The organism is Mycetocola sp. CAN_C7 (genome assembly GCF_015752285.1).
In the GTDB taxonomy this organism is placed as follows: Bacteria; Actinomycetota; Actinomycetes; order Actinomycetales; family Microbacteriaceae; genus Mycetocola_A.
This window is the reverse complement of record NZ_JADOUY010000002.1, coordinates 200,902-218,199: the sequence shown is the minus strand read 5'-3', so window position 1 is coordinate 218,199 and position 17,298 is coordinate 200,902. Positions and strand designations below refer to the sequence as shown.

Sequence of the window (17,298 nt, the reverse complement as noted above, 5' to 3'; positions counted from 1 at the left end):
GGTCCCGGTTAGGATGATCCGGTGTCAGATTCCCGCCGTTCCGATCGACAGCGGATGTACCGACGCAGGCGGGTGACGGTTTTCGGCCTCATCACCGTCGTGCTCCTCGTTCTCGGCTACACCTCGATCGCCCTCCTTCGCCCGGTTCCCGCGGCAGCGGCCCAGCTGGAAAGCATGGAGCCCCTCACCCAGCCGGCCACGGCTCTCACCTGGCCGGGTTTCGGCTCAGGGGCGATCGGCGTTGTGGGCACCGACGGCCTCCTCGACAGCCATGGCGCTCAGGAGTCCACCCCGATGGCGAGCATCACCAAGACGGTGACGGCACTCGTCGTTCTCGACGAGATGCCGCTCAAGGCCGGGGAGAGCGGGCCCGAACTCACTCTGACCAACGACGACGCCCGGATCTACTCCGAAGTGATCGCCGAGGGCGGCTCAGCGGCTCCCGTCGTCGCCGGGTCGGTGTTCACCCAGCGGCAACTGCTCGAGGCGATGATGCTTCCGTCCGCGAACAATTACAGCATCACGCTGGCGAATTGGGCCTTCGGCTCGGTTCCCGCATTCCTCGACCGAGCGACGGCCTGGCTCGTCGCGCACGATCTCGCTGGCACGTCGCTTGCGGACTCCAGCGGTCTCGACAGTGACAGCCGTTCCACCCCCGCCGACCTGGTGGCGATCGGCAAGCTCGTCCTCGCCCACCCGGTTCTGTCTGAGGTCGTTCAGGAGCAGTCAGCGGTTCTGCCCGTCATCGGTGAGGTGAAGAACACCAACAAGCTCCTCGGAAGCAACGGGGTGATCGGGTTGAAGACCGGAACCACCACCGTGGCAGGAGCGTGCCTGCTCTTCGCGGCCGAGGCCACGATCGGCGACACGACGGTGACCCTGGTGGGCGTGATCCTCGGTGCGCCGAACCACCTCCGGCTGAATGAGGCGGTCACCGCACTCCTCGCTAGCGCCACCGCCGGATTCCATGAGGTGCAGCTCGCCGCCGCCGGTGACCGGTTCGGAAGGTACACCGCTCAGTGGGGAGCGACGGCAGACATCGTCGCGGCCGAGCCGGCCAGCGTCCTGGTCTGGCAGGATGCGCCGGTGACCGTGACTCCGACGGCATCCGCGATCGAGTCCGGCGGGGACGGACGCGCGGTGGGCTCCGTCACGTTCGAGCATGACGGCGAGTCCATCGTGATTCCCCTTGTGCTCGACGGCGAGTTCGCGGGAGCGGATCCCGGCTGGAAGCTCGCGAACCCGTTCCGCTGAGTCGCTCGAAACTGAGTGAGCGTACCGAGCAGAACGTACCGAACCGGTCTTGCCGCACAGTACTCACGGTTCACTGCGGGTGTAGCGCTCGGCGAGGGGCCGCTTGGCTGTGATGAAGTCGCCTGAGGACTGGTGGCGGATTCGCCTGACCACCCACGGCACCAGGTATTCACGTGCCCAGACGATGTCCGACGCGCGAGCCTGCCGCCAGGTCGACGCTGGCACCGGCTCCGGTTTGAGCGGCTCGAGGTCGTTGTCAACGGCGAGGGCGTCGAGAACCATCCTGGCGACGGTGTGGTGGCCGAGCGGGTTGAGATGCAGTCGGTCAGGCGACCACATGCGGGAGTCCTGCACCGCCGAAAGTGACCAGAGATCGGCGACGATGCAGTCATGCTTCGCCGCGATGGCGCGCAGATTCTCGTTGTAAATGGCTACTTTGCCTCGGATGCCACGGAAGACGGGGGAGAATCCGACGTCGACCCCGGTGAACATCACGATCGTCGCCCGATCCCGCCTCAGACGCGCGATGGCATCGTCCATCCTCGCTGCCGTCACATCCGGGTCCGTTCCCGGCCTGATGACGTCGTTGCCGCCGGCCGAGATGGAGATGAGGTCCGGCTTCAGATCGAGCGCGGCATCCACCTGTTCGTTCACGATCTGCGCGATGAGCCGACCGCGCACGGCGAGGTTGGCGTAGGCGAAGCCGTCGACACCCTGCGCGAGCACCTCAGCGACCCGGTCGGCCCAGCCCCGGTGACCGTCAGGGAGGCTCGGCTCGGGATCGCCGATCCCCTCGGTGAACGAGTCACCGATCGCCACGAAGCGTGACCACGGGTGGGGCCGCGCCTGCAGCACCACGTCGTCGCCGAAACTGTCGATGCCGGCATTCTGGATGTCGTTCACTGATGTCCTCCCATCCGAGCGAGCCTACCCCCGCCCGCCACGCCAAGGCACCCCGTCGTTTTCCCTCTCTCCCGTACCTCGGGTAGATTACCGTCAAGTGAGCACAGAGATTTTTTCGGGGGAGCAGGCGAGCGTGGATGCCGCATCCGGCCCCCGAATCGGAACCTCTGCAGCCGAGCACCTGTCGCCCGCATTCCCGGAGCGAGCCGCGTGGGGAACCGTCTCCAAACTGCGGGCATGGCAGGAAGAAGCGATCGACTCGTACTTCACGACCGAACCCCGCGATTTTCTCGCAGCCGCTACTCCTGGCGCAGGGAAGACGACTTTCGCACTGAGGCTCGCCGCCGAGCTCCTGGCCCGCCGCACCGTCGACCGCATCACCGTCGTCGCGCCGACCGAGCACCTCAAGAAGCAGTGGGCGGATGCCGCACACCGTGCGGGCATCCGCCTCGATCCGACGTTCACGAACGCGGCCGGACGGTATGGCCGCCACTATCACGGCGTCGTCGTCACCTATGCCCAGGTCGCCGTCAGGGCCGCCCTCCACCGCGACATCACGGAGTCCTCGAAGACGCTCGTGATCCTCGACGAGGTCCACCACGGCGGTGACGCGCTCAGCTGGGGAGATGCGATCCGTGAAGCGTTTGAATCGGCGACCCGCCGGCTGTCGCTGACAGGGACGCCGTTCCGCTCAGACACCGCACCGATCCCGTTCGTGTCGTACCTGCCAGACAAGCAGGGCATCAGGACCTCGCTCAGCGACTACACCTACGGCTACGGTCGCGCCCTCGCCGACGGCGTCGTTCGCCCCGTCATGTTCATGGTCTATGCCGGTCACATGCGCTGGAAGACGAAGGCCGGCGACGAGATGGAGGCGCGGCTCGGTGAGGGCAACACGAAGGACATCACCTCGCAGGCCTGGCGGACGGCGCTCGACCCGAACGGCGAGTGGATCCCGCAGGTGCTGCAGGCGGCCGATCGACGGCTCAGCGAGGTGCGTCACGGCATCCCGGATGCCGGTGGACTCGTCATCGCCACCGACCAGACCGCTGCCCGCGCGTACGCCGCCATCCTCAAGGACATCACCGGGGAGAGCCCCACCGTCGTCCTGTCTGACGAGAAGGAATCCAGCGACAGGATCGATGCCTTCTCGGCGAGCGACAGTCGCTGGATGGTCGCCGTCAGGATGGTGAGTGAGGGCGTCGACGTCCCCCGGCTGGCCGTCGGTGTGTATGCGACAAGTGCATCGACACCGTTGTTCTTCGCTCAGGCGATCGGCCGCTTCGTGCGTGCTCGCCGGCGCGGCGAGACCGCCTCCGTCTTCCTTCCGAACGTGCCGAACCTGATGGCACTGGCCGCACAGCTCGAACTCGAGCGGGACCACGCTCTCGACCGCAGGACGGACGGGGATGCCGAGGGGGACATGTGGAACCCCGAGGACGCGATGATGGCCGAGGCCAATCGCGATTCGACGGCTTCCGATTCGCTCACGGCCGAGTTCGCGTACGAAGCGATGTCGTCATCTGCGACGTTCGACCGTGTGGTCTATGACGGTGCGGAGTTCGGTCAGTACGCCGAGCCTGGCACCGACGAGGAACTCGATTTCATCGGACTTCCTGGCCTGCTCGAACCCGACCAGGTACACGAGCTTCTCACCCAGCGTCAGGCGAGGCAGGCGAAACGGTCGTCGACGAAACCTCAGCCGGCCCCCGACCCCTCAGCGGACGTGCCCCCACCCCTCTACCGAACCCTCAAGGAACAGCGCAGCCTGCTCAACAGCCTCGTCGGGCTGTACGCGAAGACCACGGGGGAGCCGCACGGTCTCGTCCACGCTGAGCTCCGCCGGATGTGCGGGGGGCCGGCTGTGCAGCAGGCGAGTGTGACCCAGCTGCAGTCGAGGATCGAATGGCTGCGGAAACGGATGAGCGGAAAACGCTGACCACGCCTGAATTGGACGGGAGCCCGGCGGTTGAACGGGTTTAACAGCGAAAAGCCGGACCATTCCTGGTCCGGCTTTTCTACTGTCTCAACACAGTGTGCGCGAAGGGGGACTTGAACCCCCACGCCCGTAAGGGCACTAGCACCTCAAGCTAGCGCGTCTGCCATTTCCGCCACCCGCGCATGTGTTCCAGCAGCCGGTATTTCTGCTGCCGAGGTAAGACTTTAGCACGATTTTCGGACCCCGTTTTGCACCGCTGCGAAACCACGGGGAGGTAGCGTTGGACCCATGCTTTCAGCAGACGCGACCCCGACCGATACCGACGCGACCCTCGATGAGACCGTCCGCGTCGCCCGCGACCTCATCCGGATCGACACGACGAACTACGGCGAGGGCCGCTCGAACGGTGAGACCGCTGCCGCCGAATATGTGGCCGAATACCTCCGGACGCTCGGGCTGGAGCCGCAGCTCTTCGACTCTGAACCGGGTCGCACGAGTGTCGTCGCCAGGGTCGCCGGCCGCGACAGCAGTCGGGGCGCACTCGTCGTGCACGGGCACCTCGACGTGGTTCCCGCCGACGCCGCCAACTGGAGCGTGGACCCCTTCGGCGGCGAGATCCGAGACGGGATGCTGTGGGGTCGCGGTGCGGTCGACATGAAGAACATGGACGCGATGATCCTCACGGCCGTCGCCGACATCCTGCTTGCGGGAGAAAAGCCCGCCCGCGACCTCATCCTGGCCTTCTTCGCCGATGAGGAGAACGGCGGCGTCTACGGATCGCACTACCTCGTCGAGAACCACCCCGAACTCTTCGCAGGAGCAACCGAGGCGATCAGCGAAGTGGGCGGATATTCGATCTCGATCGACGGCAAACGGGCCTACCTCGTCCAAACCGGCGAGAAGGCCCTGCTCTGGGTGAAACTCATCGCGACCGGGCCTGCCGCCCACGGCTCCCGCGTCGTCCGCGAGAACGCCGTCACCAGGCTCGCCGAGGCCGTTGCTGCCGTTGGCCGCCAGGACTGGCCGATCAGGCTCACGGCGACGACCACTGCTCTCCTCGACGAGGTGGCCCGCATCCTCGGAGTCGAACCGCAGGCGCTTGGTCCGGACGAGCTCGCCCTTGCGACCGGCACGGCATCCGGTTTCATCCAGGCATCACTTCGCACGACGACGAATCCCACCGTCCTGACTGCCGGATACAAGCACAACGTCGTCCCCGATCGGGCAGAAGCTCTCGTCGACATCCGTTCTCTCCCCGGCGAGGAGGATGCCGTGCTGGCCTCAGTGCAGGAACTCATCGGCCCGGACATCGAGATCGAGGTGCTCCACCGCGACGTCGGCCTGGAGAACGAGTTCTCTGGCCCGCTCATCGACGCCATCTGCCGCACCCTCGCCGACCATGACCCGGGCGCTGAGGTGCTGCCGTACCTGCTGCCCGCCGGGACCGACAACAAGGCACTGTCGCTTCTCGGTATCACCGGGTACGGGTTCGCACCCCTGCGCCTGCCGGAAGACCTCGACTTTCCCGCCATGTTCCACGGTGTTGACGAACGCGTTCCCCTCGACGCATTAGTCTTTGGCAGGCAGGTCCTCACGGACCTCCTCCGCAGCTACTAACTCTTCAAGGGCAGGAACGTCGTCACCCGTGGACCTTCTCAACGCGATCATCCTCGGCCTCGTACAGGGCCTCACCGAATTCCTCCCCGTCTCGTCGAGCGCTCATCTCCGCATCGTGGGCGAGTTCCTCGGCACGGGCGAGGACCCGGGTGCCCGATTCACAGCGATCACGCAGATCGGCACCGAGCTCGCCGTCATCATCCTGTTCTGGAACGACATCGTCAGGATCATCGGAGCGTGGTTCCGGTCGCTTCGCGGCACGATCCCTCGAAACGACCCTGACGCCCGGATGGGCTGGCTGATCATTCTCGGGTCGATCCCGATCGTCGTTCTCGGCCTGCTGTTCCAGGACCAGATCGAGACGACCTTCCGATCCCTCTGGTTCACCGCATCCATGCTGATCGGATTCGGCCTGCTGCTCGGGCTCGCCGACTGGATCGGCCGCAAGAACCTCAAGCTCGAGAACCTCGGCTACCGCGACGGCATCATCTTCGGATTCGCCCAGGCGCTCGCGCTCATCCCGGGGGTCTCCCGCTCCGGCGGAACGATCACGGCGGGGCTGTTCCTCGGCTACGAACGCGCAGCGGCCGCTCGCTACGCTTTCCTGCTCGCCATTCCTGCCGTGCTCGGTAGCGGTTTCTACCAGGTCTACAAATCCATCGCCGTCCCCTGCACCGATGGGGCGACCAACTGCACCCCTGAGGTCTACGGACCGCTTGAGACCGTCGTCGCCACAGTCGTGGCATTCGCCGTCGCTCTCGTCGTGATCAAGTTCTTCATGAGCTACATCTCGAAGCGCAGCTTCCTTCCGTTCGTGATCTACCGGATCGTGCTCGGCCTCGTGCTCTTCGTCCTCCTCGGCAGCGGAGTCCTCGCAGCGTAGGCGGTCATCTGCACCGTCCTCGCCGGTTTAGGCTGGGAAGGTGAAGGCATGGAAGAGACCCGAGATTCCCACGCTTCCCGGGTTCTCGGCAGCACCGTGCCTCTATGACACGGCGACGGCTGGGCTCGTGGAAGCGCACACCGGCGATACGGCGCGCATCTACGTGTGCGGCATCACCCCATACGACGCCACCCACATGGGACACGCGGCGACCTACCTCGCCTACGACACGGTGCAGAGGGTCTGGCTGGATGCCGGCCTCGACGTGCATTTCGCTCAGAACGTCACAGACATCGACGATCCGCTTCTCGAACGCGCAGCTGCCACTGGCGTCGACTGGCGTGAGCTCGCCGCCAGCCAGGTCGAGCTGTTCCGCGGCGACATGGAGGCACTGAGCATCCTGCCGCCGGAAGACTACGTCGCCGTCACCGAGGTCCTCGACGGGATCGCCGAAGCCGTACGTCGGCTCCTCGCGTCCGGAGCGGCCTACGAGGTCCCCACACCTGACAGCAGGGCAGGATCTGACATCTACTTCGACAACGCCGCTGCCGCGGGTATGAGCCCGTGGGAGCTCGGTGACATCAGCCACCTCGACGCGGCCACCATGGATCGTTTCTTCCGGGAACGCGGGGGAGACCCCGACCGGGAAGGCAAACGCAGTACCCTCGATCCGCTGCTCTGGCGCGCGGCTCGCGACGGCGAACCGTCGTGGGAGTCCGTGGTCGGCGCCGGTCGCCCCGGCTGGCACATCGAATGCTCTGTCATCGCCCTGAAAGAACTCGGGCGCGATTTCACTGTGCAGGGCGGCGGTTCGGACCTCATCTTCCCTCACCACGAGATGAGCGCGGGGCACGCTGCGGCCCTGAGCGGGCATCCGCTCGCGCGGGTGTACAGCCACACTGGAATGGTCGCCTACCAGGGCGAGAAGATGTCGAAGTCGCTCGGTAACCTCGTCCTCGTGTCGAAGCTCACCGCGTCAGGAGTCGATGCGCGGGCCATCAGGCTCACCCTGCTCGCCCACCACTACCGCTCGGACTGGGAGTGGACGGATGCCGCGCTCGGAACGGCACAGGACCGTCTCGCGCTCTGGACCGATCGACTGTCAGCGAACGCCGCACCGGGTTCCGGATCGGCAGACGGCGCCGTCGCCGCTCTGCGTGAAGCGCTGCGGATCGACCTCAACACACCGGCCGCACTCGCTGTCGTCGACGCGGCCGTCGCCTCAGGGGTCGACGACCCTGCACTTCTCGGGCGCGCGGTTCACGCCCTCCTCGGCATCGAACTCTGAGCTGGCCAGGACCGCTGGCCAGGACCGCTGCCCGGAAGAGCTGATCAGCGCGGTCCGGGCGGTTCGTTCCTGCCGTCGCCTTTACCGTCAGTCGACCGTCTAAGGTAGCGCTCGAACTCCTTGGCGATCGCCTCACCGCTGGCTTCAGGAGACTCGACAGTGTCTCTCGCCTGCTCCAACTGTTGGATGTACGCCGCCATGTCGTCGTCTTCGCCTGCCAGCGCGTCGATTCCCTGCTCCCATTCGCCGGCATCCTCGACCAGGTCACCGCGCGGGATGACGACGTCGACGATCTCTTCGAGCTTGTCGATCAGGGCCAGCACGGCTTTCGGAGAGGGAGCGTTGTGCACGTAATGCGGAACGGATGCCCAGATGGCAAGAGTGGGAATGCCCGCGTCCTCCGCGGCTTCGGCGAGGACCGTGAGGATTCCCACCGGACCCTCGTAGATGCTGCGCTCGATCTGCAGCTCGGCCCTGACCTCGTCATTCTCGCTGGAGGTGAAGATCGAGATCGGGCGTGTGTGCGGGACGTCCGCGAGCATGGCGCCGAGAAAGACGACGGCGGAGATGTCTGCGGTCAGCGCCGCGTCGATGACCTCAGCCGTGAACGCCTTCCAGCTGCGTGACGGCTCAACACCGAGCAGGAGGTAGACGTTGCCGCCGTTATCGCCGGAGACGCTGAGCTCGGCATCGTCGGCGAGCGGTTCGACAGGAGCGGACGGTGTCGACGGTCCGTAGAGCGTCGCCGTCGGCCAGGTCAGCCGGCGCCTGGACTCATCATCGAGCCCGATCACCGGCCGGTTGAACTGATAGTCGTAGTACAGCTCGGGGTCGAGTTCGAGCAGGGGAGCCACATCGAGTTGTTCCTGAAGCACACGGACGGCGCCGGTGGCCGCCTCCCCGGCATCGTTCCAGCCCTCGAATGCGACAACAAGCAGTCGACCCTTCAGCAAGAGCTCCCCATTCCGTGGATTCGTCCGCGCACTCGCGCGGGGTTCTTCCAAGAATAGGCGCAGTCCGCCAACCGGTAGCATTGAAACCCGTGACTACACAGCTTCCCGCCGCCGTCCTCTGGGATATGGACGGCACTCTCGTCGATACCGAACCGTATTGGATCTCTTCGGAGACGGACCTCGTCGAATCCTTCGGCTCCACCTGGACCTATGAGGACGCCATGACCCTGGTCGGGTCGGGGCTGTGGGAGTCAGCGCGTGTGCTGCAGTCGCATGGCGTCGCGATGGCTGAGGACGACATCGTCGCCCACCTCACCTCCCGGGTGCAGGACCGGCTGGCCCGCGACGGCATCCCGTTCCGACCCGGTGCTCGCGAACTCCTCGAGGAGCTGCGCAACCTCGGTGTGAAGACCGCGCTCGTGACGATGTCTGTGCGGTCGATGGCCGAACAGGTCGTCGGAAACCTCGGATTCGATGGATTCGACCTGCTCGTCACCGGAGACGAGGTCGAGCACCCCAAGCCCCACCCACAGCCGTACCTGCGTGCCGCCGAACTCCTCGGCGTCTCGATCACCGAGTGCGTCGCCATCGAGGATTCCCGCGCCGGACTGGCATCCGCCGTCGCCTCCGGCGCGATCTCCGTGGCCGTCCCTCACGCGGTCAGCATCGCCGCCGCCCCGACGCACACGATCTGGCCGACCCTCGCCGGCCGCACCAGCACAGACCTGGCGGCCCTCGTCGCCGCCCGCAGCAACGAAGGAACGTCACGATGACCGAACCGACCGACATCGAGCGCACGCTGGACGAGCGCCCGCAGAATTCCGGCCCGTTCCGGGTCGGTGACCGGGTGCAGCTCACCGGGCCGAAGGGCAAGCGCAACACGATCACCCTCGAGCACGGCAAGGAGTTCCACACCCATCGCGGCATCGTGGGGCACGACAGCATCATCGGCCTGCCTGACGGGTCTGTCATCACCACGACTGACGGTATCGAATACCTCGCGCTTCGGCCCCTGCTCGTCGACTTCGTGATGTCGATGCCACGCGGCGCGGCGATCATCTATCCGAAGGATGCCGCCCAGATCATCGGCCAGGCCGACATCTTCCCCGGCGCGACGGTCGTGGAAGCGGGAGTTGGCTCAGGCGCGCTTTCGCTGTGGATTCTGCGCGCGATCGGTCCGACCGGTCGGCTGGAGTCGTTCGAACGTCGTGAGGAGTTCGCCGATGTGGCGCGGGGAAACGTGGCCACCTTCTTCGGTTACGACCCGGAGAACTGGCGAGTCTCGGTCGGCGACCTCACCGAGGCACTTCCGCACGTAACCTCGCCCGAGTCGGTCGACCGGGTCGTTCTCGACATGCTCGCACCGTGGGAATGCATCGACGAGTGTGCCACAGCCATGAAACCAGGCGGCGTGCTGCTCTGTTATGTGGCAACCGTGACTCAGCTGTCTCGGGTCGCCGAAGCGATCAGGGGGACCGGCAAGTTCACGAACCCCGATTCGAACGAGACCATCGTGCGCGGGTGGCACGTCGAGGGTCTCGCCGTGCGACCGGATCATCGCATGATCGGTCACACCGGTTTCCTCATCACCGCCAGGAAGCTGGCAGACGGGGCCGTTCTTCCTGAGTTGAAGCGTCGCCCGAGCAAATCCGACTTCAGCGATGACGACGTCGAATTGTGGACACCCGGAGCGCTCGGGGAACGCAACGTGAGCGCGAAGATTCTCCGCAAGCGCGTGCGCACCGTCAACAACTCGGCGCAGCTCAGCCGTTCCCGCTCGTTCGGCGACGCGCCAGCGGCGGAGAACGACGCTGAGGCAACCGACCAGCCGTCGTCCGACTAAAATAGCCACGCGACCCTGTCGCATCCGATCCCCAAGCATCGAAGAGAGATCCCGTGCGCAAGGCACCAGCACTGCTCCTGTCCGCCGGCCTGCTGGCCGTCGCCCTCACCGGCTGCGCGCCGGGCGGGGCGGATGCCTGTGAGCCGACCACCACGGACGGCACTGCCTCGAAGCTCATCGGAGTATCCGGCGACTTCGGGTCTGCCCCTGACGTCGATATGCCGACCCCGCTCAAGGCATCCGAGACCGAGCGGTCGACGATCATCGACGGTGACGGTCCTGTGATCTCGGGCGACCAGCTCGTGCAGATGAGCTTCGCGCTGTACAACGGCACGACGGGTGACCCGATCGAGCAGGCTCCATACGGTGAGCCGGGCGTGTACCTGCCTTCACAGCTTCTTCCTGGCATGGCAGACGCGCTGCACTGCGCGAGCGTCGGGTCACGGATCGCCGTCGCCATCCCGTCGGCCGACGGTTTCGGTGCAGACGGCGCCGCAGCCGGTATCAGCGAAGACGACACCGTGGTCATGGTCGCCGACATCACTGACGCGTTCCTCGCGAAGGCGAACGGAGCCGATCGGCCGATCGTCGAGTCCGGCTTCCCGTCGGTCGTCACTGCCGCCGATGGAACGCCGGGACTCACCATCCCGAAGTCCGACCCGCCTGCCGATCTCAAGGTCGCCGTGCTCAAGGACGGCGACGGCGAGAAGGTCACGAAGACCGGATCGATGGTCGTCCACTACACCGGTGTGCTCTGGTCCGAGCAGACCATCTTCGACTCGTCGTGGGAGAAGGGTGTACCGACGGTGTTCAGCGCCGACGGCATCATCCCCGGCCTCGCGACGGCCCTGGTCGGCCAGCAGGTCGGCTCGCAGGTCCTCGTGGTCATCCCGCCGGAGCTCGGCTACGGTGAGCAGGGAAGCGGGGCCGTTCCGGCTGACGCGACTCTCGTCTTCGTCGTCGACATCCTGGGGACGATGAACTGACCGTCCCACCGTCGCGTCGCAAGGAGGAGCACCGAGTGCCGGAACCCACCGAGGCACCAGCCGGGCGCGTGGCCGTCGAGGAGCGCCTGTTCAGCCTGGTGCTCGCCCTGCTCGCCACCGAACAGGGCCTGACGAAATCCGAGATCCTGTCGACCGTGCAGGGCTACCGACAGCGTTACTCGATGTCGGGTCCGAACGCGAGCCTCGAACGGCAGTTCGAACGTGACAAAGACGACATCCGCGAACTCGGTATCCCACTCGAAACCGTCGAGTCCGCCGGGGATCCCGGCAACAATCAGCTGACGCGTTACCGCATCCCCAAGGGTGAATACGATCTGCCGAAGGAAATCACCTTCTCGCCAGCGGAGATCGCCATGCTCTCCCTGGCTGCGACGGTGTGGCGTCAGGGCTCACTCTCGGACGAATCCCACCGCGCCATCCTGAAGCTGCGTTCTCTCGGCATCGAGTCGGATGAACCCGTGATCGGGTACGCGCCGCGTGTGCGGATCAGGGAGAGTTCGTTCGAGCCCCTGCGGCAGGCGCTCGACCATCAGAGCGTCGTGGAATTCCCGTACCTCAAGCCGGGGGAATCCCGCGCCAGGACGCGCACTGTCGCCCCCCTGGCTCTCGTGCAGCACCACGGGCGCTGGCACCTCTCGGCGCATGACCTCACTGTCGACGCCGGCCGGACCTTCCTTCTCTCCCGCATCGTCGGCCCCGTCGTACCGGTGAAACGTACCTGGGCTCGACCAGACGGTGGCGGGCACGCCGAACGTTCCCTCACCGACCTCGACACCCTGTGGGCGTCCCAGGTGGCCGTCATCCGGGTCGAACCGGGAACGGATGCCTCGACGCGGCTGGCCAAAAGGGCATCTGCGGAGTCGGGCGCCACTCTCGAACTGCACTACACCGACGTCGACGTGCTGGCCGATGAGCTCGCCACATTCGGCCCCGAGGTCGTCGTCGAGTTCCCGCGGCGACTCATCGACGCGGTGATTGCCCGTCACGTGAAAACCGTCCGCGCGCACCGTGGCGGTTCGAACTCACCCGATTCGAGGGCGACCCGTGGCTAAGGCTCCTCTGCACGCCCGTGACAAACTGGCCTTCCTGCTCGCGCTCGTGCCGTACCTCATGGACCACGGACACGTTTCCGTCGCGGATGCGGCGAAGCACTTCGGTGTGGATGACGAGCAGATCCGGGAGTCGGTGAGGCTCATCGCTGTCTCCGGCGTGCCGGGGGAGACGAGTTCCTACCAGCACGAGGACCTGTTCGACATCGACTGGGACCTCTTCGAAGACAGCGACGAGATCGTGATCACCCATCTCGTCGCGATCGACGACTCGCCCCGTTTCTCCGCGAGGGAGGCAGCAGCCCTCATCGCCGGCCTCCAGTACCTGTCGTCATTACCCGAGCAGGCCGACCGTGACGTCCTGGGGTCACTGATGTCCAAACTCGCCGCAGGGTCGAGCGGGAGGCCGAGCGAGGTCGCCGTCGGATCGAGCGAGGTCGACAGCACCCTGGCCCGCATCCGCGATTCGGTGGCCGCCGGCCATCGGATCGAATTCGACTACCTCAACTCGCGCGGAGGCGCCGAGAAACGAACGGTGGATCCGCTTCGCATCCAGTCGCTCGACCAGGACTGGTATCTTCGCGGCTGGGATCACGTCCGCCAGGCCGTGAGGACGTTCCGACTCGACCGGATGAGCGGTCTTGTCGCCACTCAGGAACCGATCAGCCATCGAGCGGGCGAGATCGCCGTCCCCGACAGCCTCTTCGAAAGCTCGGATACCGATCTCACGGTCGTCGTCGAACTGCCCGAGGACGCCATCGGAATGATCGCCGACTATGTCACGACCGACCCTCCGGTCTCCGGGCGCAACGGGCGGTGCCGCGTGACTCTGCACGTTGCCCACCATCACGGACTCAAGCGACTCATCGCCGGGCTGTCCGGCGTCGTCACAGTGATCGGTCCGGACACGGCGCGCTCGAGCGTTGCGGACTGGGCGCAAGCGGCTCTCGACCGATACGCTGGGGAGATCGACGCGCAGTGACGCACGCGACATCCAGTGCCGCGCGGTAAACTGAACCGACTGACGACAGGATCAAAGGACACAACAATGGGAATCTTCGGCAACCTCACGGGATGGCACCTTCTTGTCATCGTGTTCCTGGTACTTCTGCTGTTCGGTGCTCCGAAGCTTCCCGGCCTCGCGAAGAGCGTCGGCCAGTCGATGAAGATCTTCAAGGCGGAGATCAAGACCGACAAGAACGACAAGACCGAGACGACAGACGGCCCCGCCGCGGCTCCGGTCGTTCCCCCGGCCAACACCACCACTACTGCACCTGCTGAGCAGCCGACCATCGCAAATCCGGCGAACGGCGCTCCCGGGTCCCAGACGAAACCGTAGGTTTCGTGGCCCGGATCAGACAGGGCAGGTCCGCTGACGGCAAGATGTCGCTGGGTGAACACCTGGTCGAACTGCGCAAGCGCCTGTTCATCAGTGCCATCGGAATCGTCGTCGCCATGATCGGCGGCTTCCTCGTCTCCGATTTCGCCATCAGCGCCATGGCCACTCCGATCACCGAGATCGCCGAGGGCAGGGGTCAGGCACTTCTCAACTTCGACAACGTCACCGGGGCGTTCGACCTGCGTATGAAGGTCGCGTTCACCATCGGAATCGTGGCCTCCAGCCCGATCTGGCTCTTCCAAATCTGGGCGTTCCTCGTGCCAGGACTCACCCGCAAGGAAATCGGCTACGCACTGGGCTTCCTGTTCAGCGCCGTGCCGCTGTTCCTCGCCGGCTGCGCCGCCGGCTGGTTCGTCATGCCGCACATCGTCGAACTGATGGTCGGCTTCACCCCGGCGGATGCCTCGAACTTCTTCAACGCTGGAATCTACTTCGACTTCGTCCTCAAGCTCGTTCTCGCGGTCGGGATCGCGTTCGTCGTCCCGGTGTTCCTCGTCCTGCTCAACTTCGTCGGGGTCCTGAGCGCGCACACCATCATCAAGTCCTGGCGGGTCGCCGTTCTCGTCATCGCGCTGTTCTGCGCCGTGGCCACTCCGGCGGCCGACGTCATCTCGATGTTCATCCTTGCCATCCCAATGGTGCTGCTCTACTTCGCCGCATACGGCGTCGCTTACCTGCACGACCGACGTGCCGCCAAGCGCCAGCTCGCTTTCGATGCAGAATTGGCGGTGTGACCGTCGACCTTTCCCCCGCAGAGCGATATGCGGCAGCCCAGCGCAAGACCCCCCTCCTCGACGCCTTCCACGCCAAACAGCGATTCGACCTCGACGCCTTCCAGCTCGAGGCCTGCGCGAGCGTCGAGGCCGGCAACAGCGTTCTCGTCGCAGCCCCCACCGGAGCGGGCAAGACGATCATCGCCGAGTTCGCGATCTACGCCGCGATGCAGCGCAACCGGGCGAAAGTGTTCTACACCGCTCCGATGAAGGCCCTGAGCAATCAGAAGTTCAACGAGCTCGTCGCCGAGTACGGTGCCGAATCGGTCGGACTGCTCACCGGAGACACGAACATCAACGCCAGGGCCAGGATCGTCGTGATGACGACCGAGGTCCTCCGCAACATGCTGTACGCCGACTCCGATCTGCTCACCGACCTGGCCTATGTCGTCATGGACGAGGTGCACTACCTGGCCGACCGCTTCCGCGGTGCTGTCTGGGAGGAAGTCATCATCCATCTCCCTCAGGAGGTCAGGATGGTGTCGCTGAGCGCCACCGTGTCGAACGCCGAGGAGTTCGGTGACTGGCTGCAGGCGGTCCGCGGGCACACCGAGGTCATCGTGTCGGAGGAACGCCCGGTTCCGCTCGACCAGCACGTTCTTCTGGGTGGAAAGCTGATCGACCTGTTCGCGGCGCCGAGTCTCGCCGAGACCCACTCGGTGAACCCTGAACTCGTCAGGATGGCCCAGTTCGGCGGACGTTCCAGTTCGAATCAGCACAAGGATGTCAGCAGGTACAACGCCAAACGCGGCCAGCGAACCCAGCAGCGGGTCGATCGCGGTCAGGTCGTCGACCTGCTCCACGAACACCATCTCCTCCCAGCCATCTTCTTCATCTTCAGCCGGGTGGGTTGTGATCAGGCCGTCGCGCAAGTCCTGCGCTCCGGCATCCGGCTCACCGAAGCTCATGAGCGCGACGAGATCAGAGAGATCGTCGAGGAACGCTGTTCGGCACTGCAGGACGAGGACCTCGGCGTTCTCGGCTACTGGGAATGGCTCGACGGCCTCGAGCGGGGGATCGCCGCTCACCACGCCGGCATGCTTCCCGCGTTCAAGGAAGTGGTCGAGGAGTTGTTCCGGCGCAAACTGGTCAAGGCCGTCTTCGCGACCGAAACCCTGGCACTCGGCATCAACATGCCGGCGAGGACGGTCGTTCTCGAGAAACTCGAGAAGTTCAACGGCGAGGCCCGCGTGCCGATCACTCCGGGGGAGTACACCCAGCTCACCGGCCGGGCCGGCCGCCGCGGGATCGACGTCGAGGGCCACGCGGTCATCGCCTGGCAGGAGGGCCTGCACCCACAGTCCGTCGCCTCGCTGGCCTCTCGCCGCAGCTACCCGCTGAACTCGAGTTTCAAGCCGACGTACAACATGGCGGTGAACCTCATCGATCAGTTCGGTCGTGAACGCACCCGCGAGATCCTCGAATCGTCTTTCGCGCAGTTCCAGGCCGACCGTGCCGTCGTCGGGATGGCGCGGAAGGTGCGCGAGCAGGAGGGGTCGCTCGAAAAATACCGGGAAGCGATGACCTGTCATCTCGGCGATTTCGCTGAGTACGCCGGAATCCGCCGCGAGCTGACCGACCTGGAACGCAAGAGCGCTCGCCCCGAGCACTCCTCGCGGTCGCAGAACGACCGTCGTCAGCGTCAACTCGTCTCGCTCCGCAAACGGATGCGTGCTCACCCCTGCCATGGCTGTTCCGACCGGGAGCAGCACGCTCGGTGGGCGGAACGCTGGTTCACCCTCAAACGCCAGACCGACCAGCTCAGCAGGCAGATCTCCACGCGCACCGGCGCCGTCGCGAAGATCTTCGACCGGGTCACCGACGTTCTTCTCGAATACGAGTACCTGCTCACCGGCGACAACGGCCAGGTCCAGCTGAGTGCGGCAGGACGCACGCTCAAGCGCATCTACGGAGAGCGTGATCTCCTCGTCGCCGAAGCGCTGCAGCGCGGTGTGTGGAACGACCTCGATCCGGCCAGTCTCGCCGCGATGGCCTGCTGCATCGTCTTCGAACCTCGACGGGACGAAGGCATGATCGCCGACCGCTTCCTGCCCAGGGGGGCATTCCGCGTCGCCCTCGACAAGACGCAGGAGCTCTGGGCGCGACTCGACGACACCGAACAGGACAACAGGCTGCCCGGCAGCGAGCCCCTCGCCACCGGTCTCTGCGTCGCCATGCACAAATGGGCGCGGGGGGCGAGCCTCAACGTCGTGCTGACTGAGGCAGACATGGCTGCGGGCGACTTCGTTCGCTGGACGAAACAGACCATCGATCTGCTCGACCAGCTCTCCGTCGTCGCCGACGGCGGAGTCGGCCGCAATGCACGCAAAGCGCTCGAAGCAATACGTCGGGGGATCGTCGCGTACAGCGCTGTGTGAGATTGCACAGCC

Annotated in this window: 15 protein-coding genes and 1 tRNA gene; 13 read left to right on the top strand and 3 right to left on the bottom strand. The window is 65.5% G+C overall.

Annotated elements, in window-relative coordinates; translation table 11 throughout:
* The first annotated feature begins 21 nt into the window (after positions 1-21).
* Positions 22-1,254 carry a D-alanyl-D-alanine carboxypeptidase family protein gene (locus tag IWX78_RS04695; RefSeq protein ID WP_196832299.1) on the top strand — a complete coding sequence of 411 codons (1,233 nt, stop codon included), beginning with the start codon at positions 22-24 and terminating at the stop codon, positions 1,252-1,254.
* A gap of 63 nt (positions 1,255-1,317) precedes the next feature.
* Here the strand turns inward: IWX78_RS04695 and IWX78_RS04690 are convergent, their stop codons facing one another.
* On the bottom strand, positions 1,318-2,109 hold the full coding sequence (locus IWX78_RS04690; protein WP_196832725.1) for an SGNH/GDSL hydrolase family protein: 792 nt from the start codon (positions 2,107-2,109) through the stop codon (positions 1,318-1,320).
* Between the two features lie 145 nt (positions 2,110-2,254).
* Between IWX78_RS04690 and IWX78_RS04685 the strand changes: the two genes are divergently transcribed.
* Positions 2,255-4,096 carry a DEAD/DEAH box helicase gene (locus IWX78_RS04685; protein WP_442929208.1) on the top strand — a complete coding sequence of 614 codons (1,842 nt, stop codon included), beginning with the start codon at positions 2,255-2,257 and terminating at the stop codon, positions 4,094-4,096.
* Positions 4,097-4,194: 98 nt separating this feature from the next.
* On the opposite strand, the gene IWX78_RS04680 is transcribed toward IWX78_RS04685, so the two are convergent.
* A tRNA-Leu gene (locus tag IWX78_RS04680) sits at positions 4,195-4,278 on the bottom strand.
* A 106-nt stretch (positions 4,279-4,384) separates the two neighbouring features.
* On the opposite strand from IWX78_RS04680, the gene IWX78_RS04675 reads away from it, so the two are divergent.
* From IWX78_RS04675 to mshC, 3 genes are read left to right on the top strand one after another with little or no spacing between them, the layout of a single operon-like run.
* Complete coding sequence (locus IWX78_RS04675) at positions 4,385-5,713, top strand: M20/M25/M40 family metallo-hydrolase (RefSeq protein WP_196832297.1); 1,329 nt, start codon at positions 4,385-4,387, stop codon at positions 5,711-5,713.
* Between the two features lie 28 nt (positions 5,714-5,741).
* The gene (locus IWX78_RS04670; protein WP_196832296.1) at positions 5,742-6,596 is read left to right on the top strand and encodes an undecaprenyl-diphosphate phosphatase; all 855 of its coding nucleotides are present in this window, start codon (positions 5,742-5,744) and stop codon (positions 6,594-6,596) included.
* Positions 6,597-6,636: 40 nt separating this feature from the next.
* A complete protein-coding gene (gene mshC, locus IWX78_RS04665) occupies positions 6,637-7,884 on the top strand; it encodes a cysteine--1-D-myo-inosityl 2-amino-2-deoxy-alpha-D-glucopyranoside ligase (RefSeq protein ID WP_196832295.1) in 1,248 nt (415 codons plus the stop codon).
* Between the two features lie 44 nt (positions 7,885-7,928).
* Here mshC and IWX78_RS04660 read toward each other — a convergent pair whose 3' ends face one another.
* Entirely contained in the window at positions 7,929-8,837 is a 909-nt protein-coding gene (locus IWX78_RS04660) for a proteasome assembly chaperone family protein (RefSeq protein WP_442929207.1), read from the bottom strand.
* An 89-nt stretch (positions 8,838-8,926) separates the two neighbouring features.
* On the opposite strand from IWX78_RS04660, the gene IWX78_RS04655 reads away from it, so the two are divergent.
* The 8 genes from IWX78_RS04655 to IWX78_RS04620 all read left to right on the top strand — a co-directional run bounded on the left by IWX78_RS04655 (position 8,927) and on the right by IWX78_RS04620 (position 17,286).
* A complete protein-coding gene (locus IWX78_RS04655) occupies positions 8,927-9,610 on the top strand; it encodes an HAD family hydrolase (protein WP_334684565.1) in 684 nt (227 codons plus the stop codon).
* Positions 9,607-10,680 (top strand): tRNA (adenine-N1)-methyltransferase, encoded by a 1,074-nt coding sequence (locus IWX78_RS04650; RefSeq protein WP_196832293.1) that lies wholly within the window; start codon positions 9,607-9,609, stop codon positions 10,678-10,680. Before IWX78_RS04655 ends, IWX78_RS04650 begins: the two co-directional genes overlap by 4 nt.
* Before the next feature lie 53 nt (positions 10,681-10,733).
* Positions 10,734-11,666: an FKBP-type peptidyl-prolyl cis-trans isomerase gene (locus IWX78_RS04645; protein ID WP_196832292.1), complete on the top strand. Its 933-nt coding sequence runs from the start codon at positions 10,734-10,736 to the stop codon at positions 11,664-11,666.
* Positions 11,667-11,701: 35 nt separating this feature from the next.
* Entirely contained in the window at positions 11,702-12,739 is a 1,038-nt protein-coding gene (locus IWX78_RS04640) for a helix-turn-helix transcriptional regulator (protein WP_196832291.1), read from the top strand.
* A complete protein-coding gene (locus tag IWX78_RS04635; protein ID WP_334684564.1) occupies positions 12,732-13,718 on the top strand; it encodes a helix-turn-helix transcriptional regulator in 987 nt (328 codons plus the stop codon). Before IWX78_RS04640 ends, IWX78_RS04635 begins: the two co-directional genes overlap by 8 nt.
* A gap of 66 nt (positions 13,719-13,784) precedes the next feature.
* The gene (locus tag IWX78_RS04630) at positions 13,785-14,075 is read left to right on the top strand and encodes a twin-arginine translocase TatA/TatE family subunit (protein ID WP_442929206.1); all 291 of its coding nucleotides are present in this window, start codon (positions 13,785-13,787) and stop codon (positions 14,073-14,075) included.
* Between the two features lie 44 nt (positions 14,076-14,119).
* Positions 14,120-14,869 (top strand): twin-arginine translocase subunit TatC, encoded by a 750-nt coding sequence (gene tatC, locus IWX78_RS04625; protein WP_196832721.1) that lies wholly within the window; start codon positions 14,120-14,122, stop codon positions 14,867-14,869.
* Entirely contained in the window at positions 14,866-17,286 is a 2,421-nt protein-coding gene (locus IWX78_RS04620) for a DEAD/DEAH box helicase (protein ID WP_196832290.1), read from the top strand. Before tatC ends, IWX78_RS04620 begins: the two co-directional genes overlap by 4 nt.
* Positions 17,287-17,298: the final 12 nt, after the last annotated feature.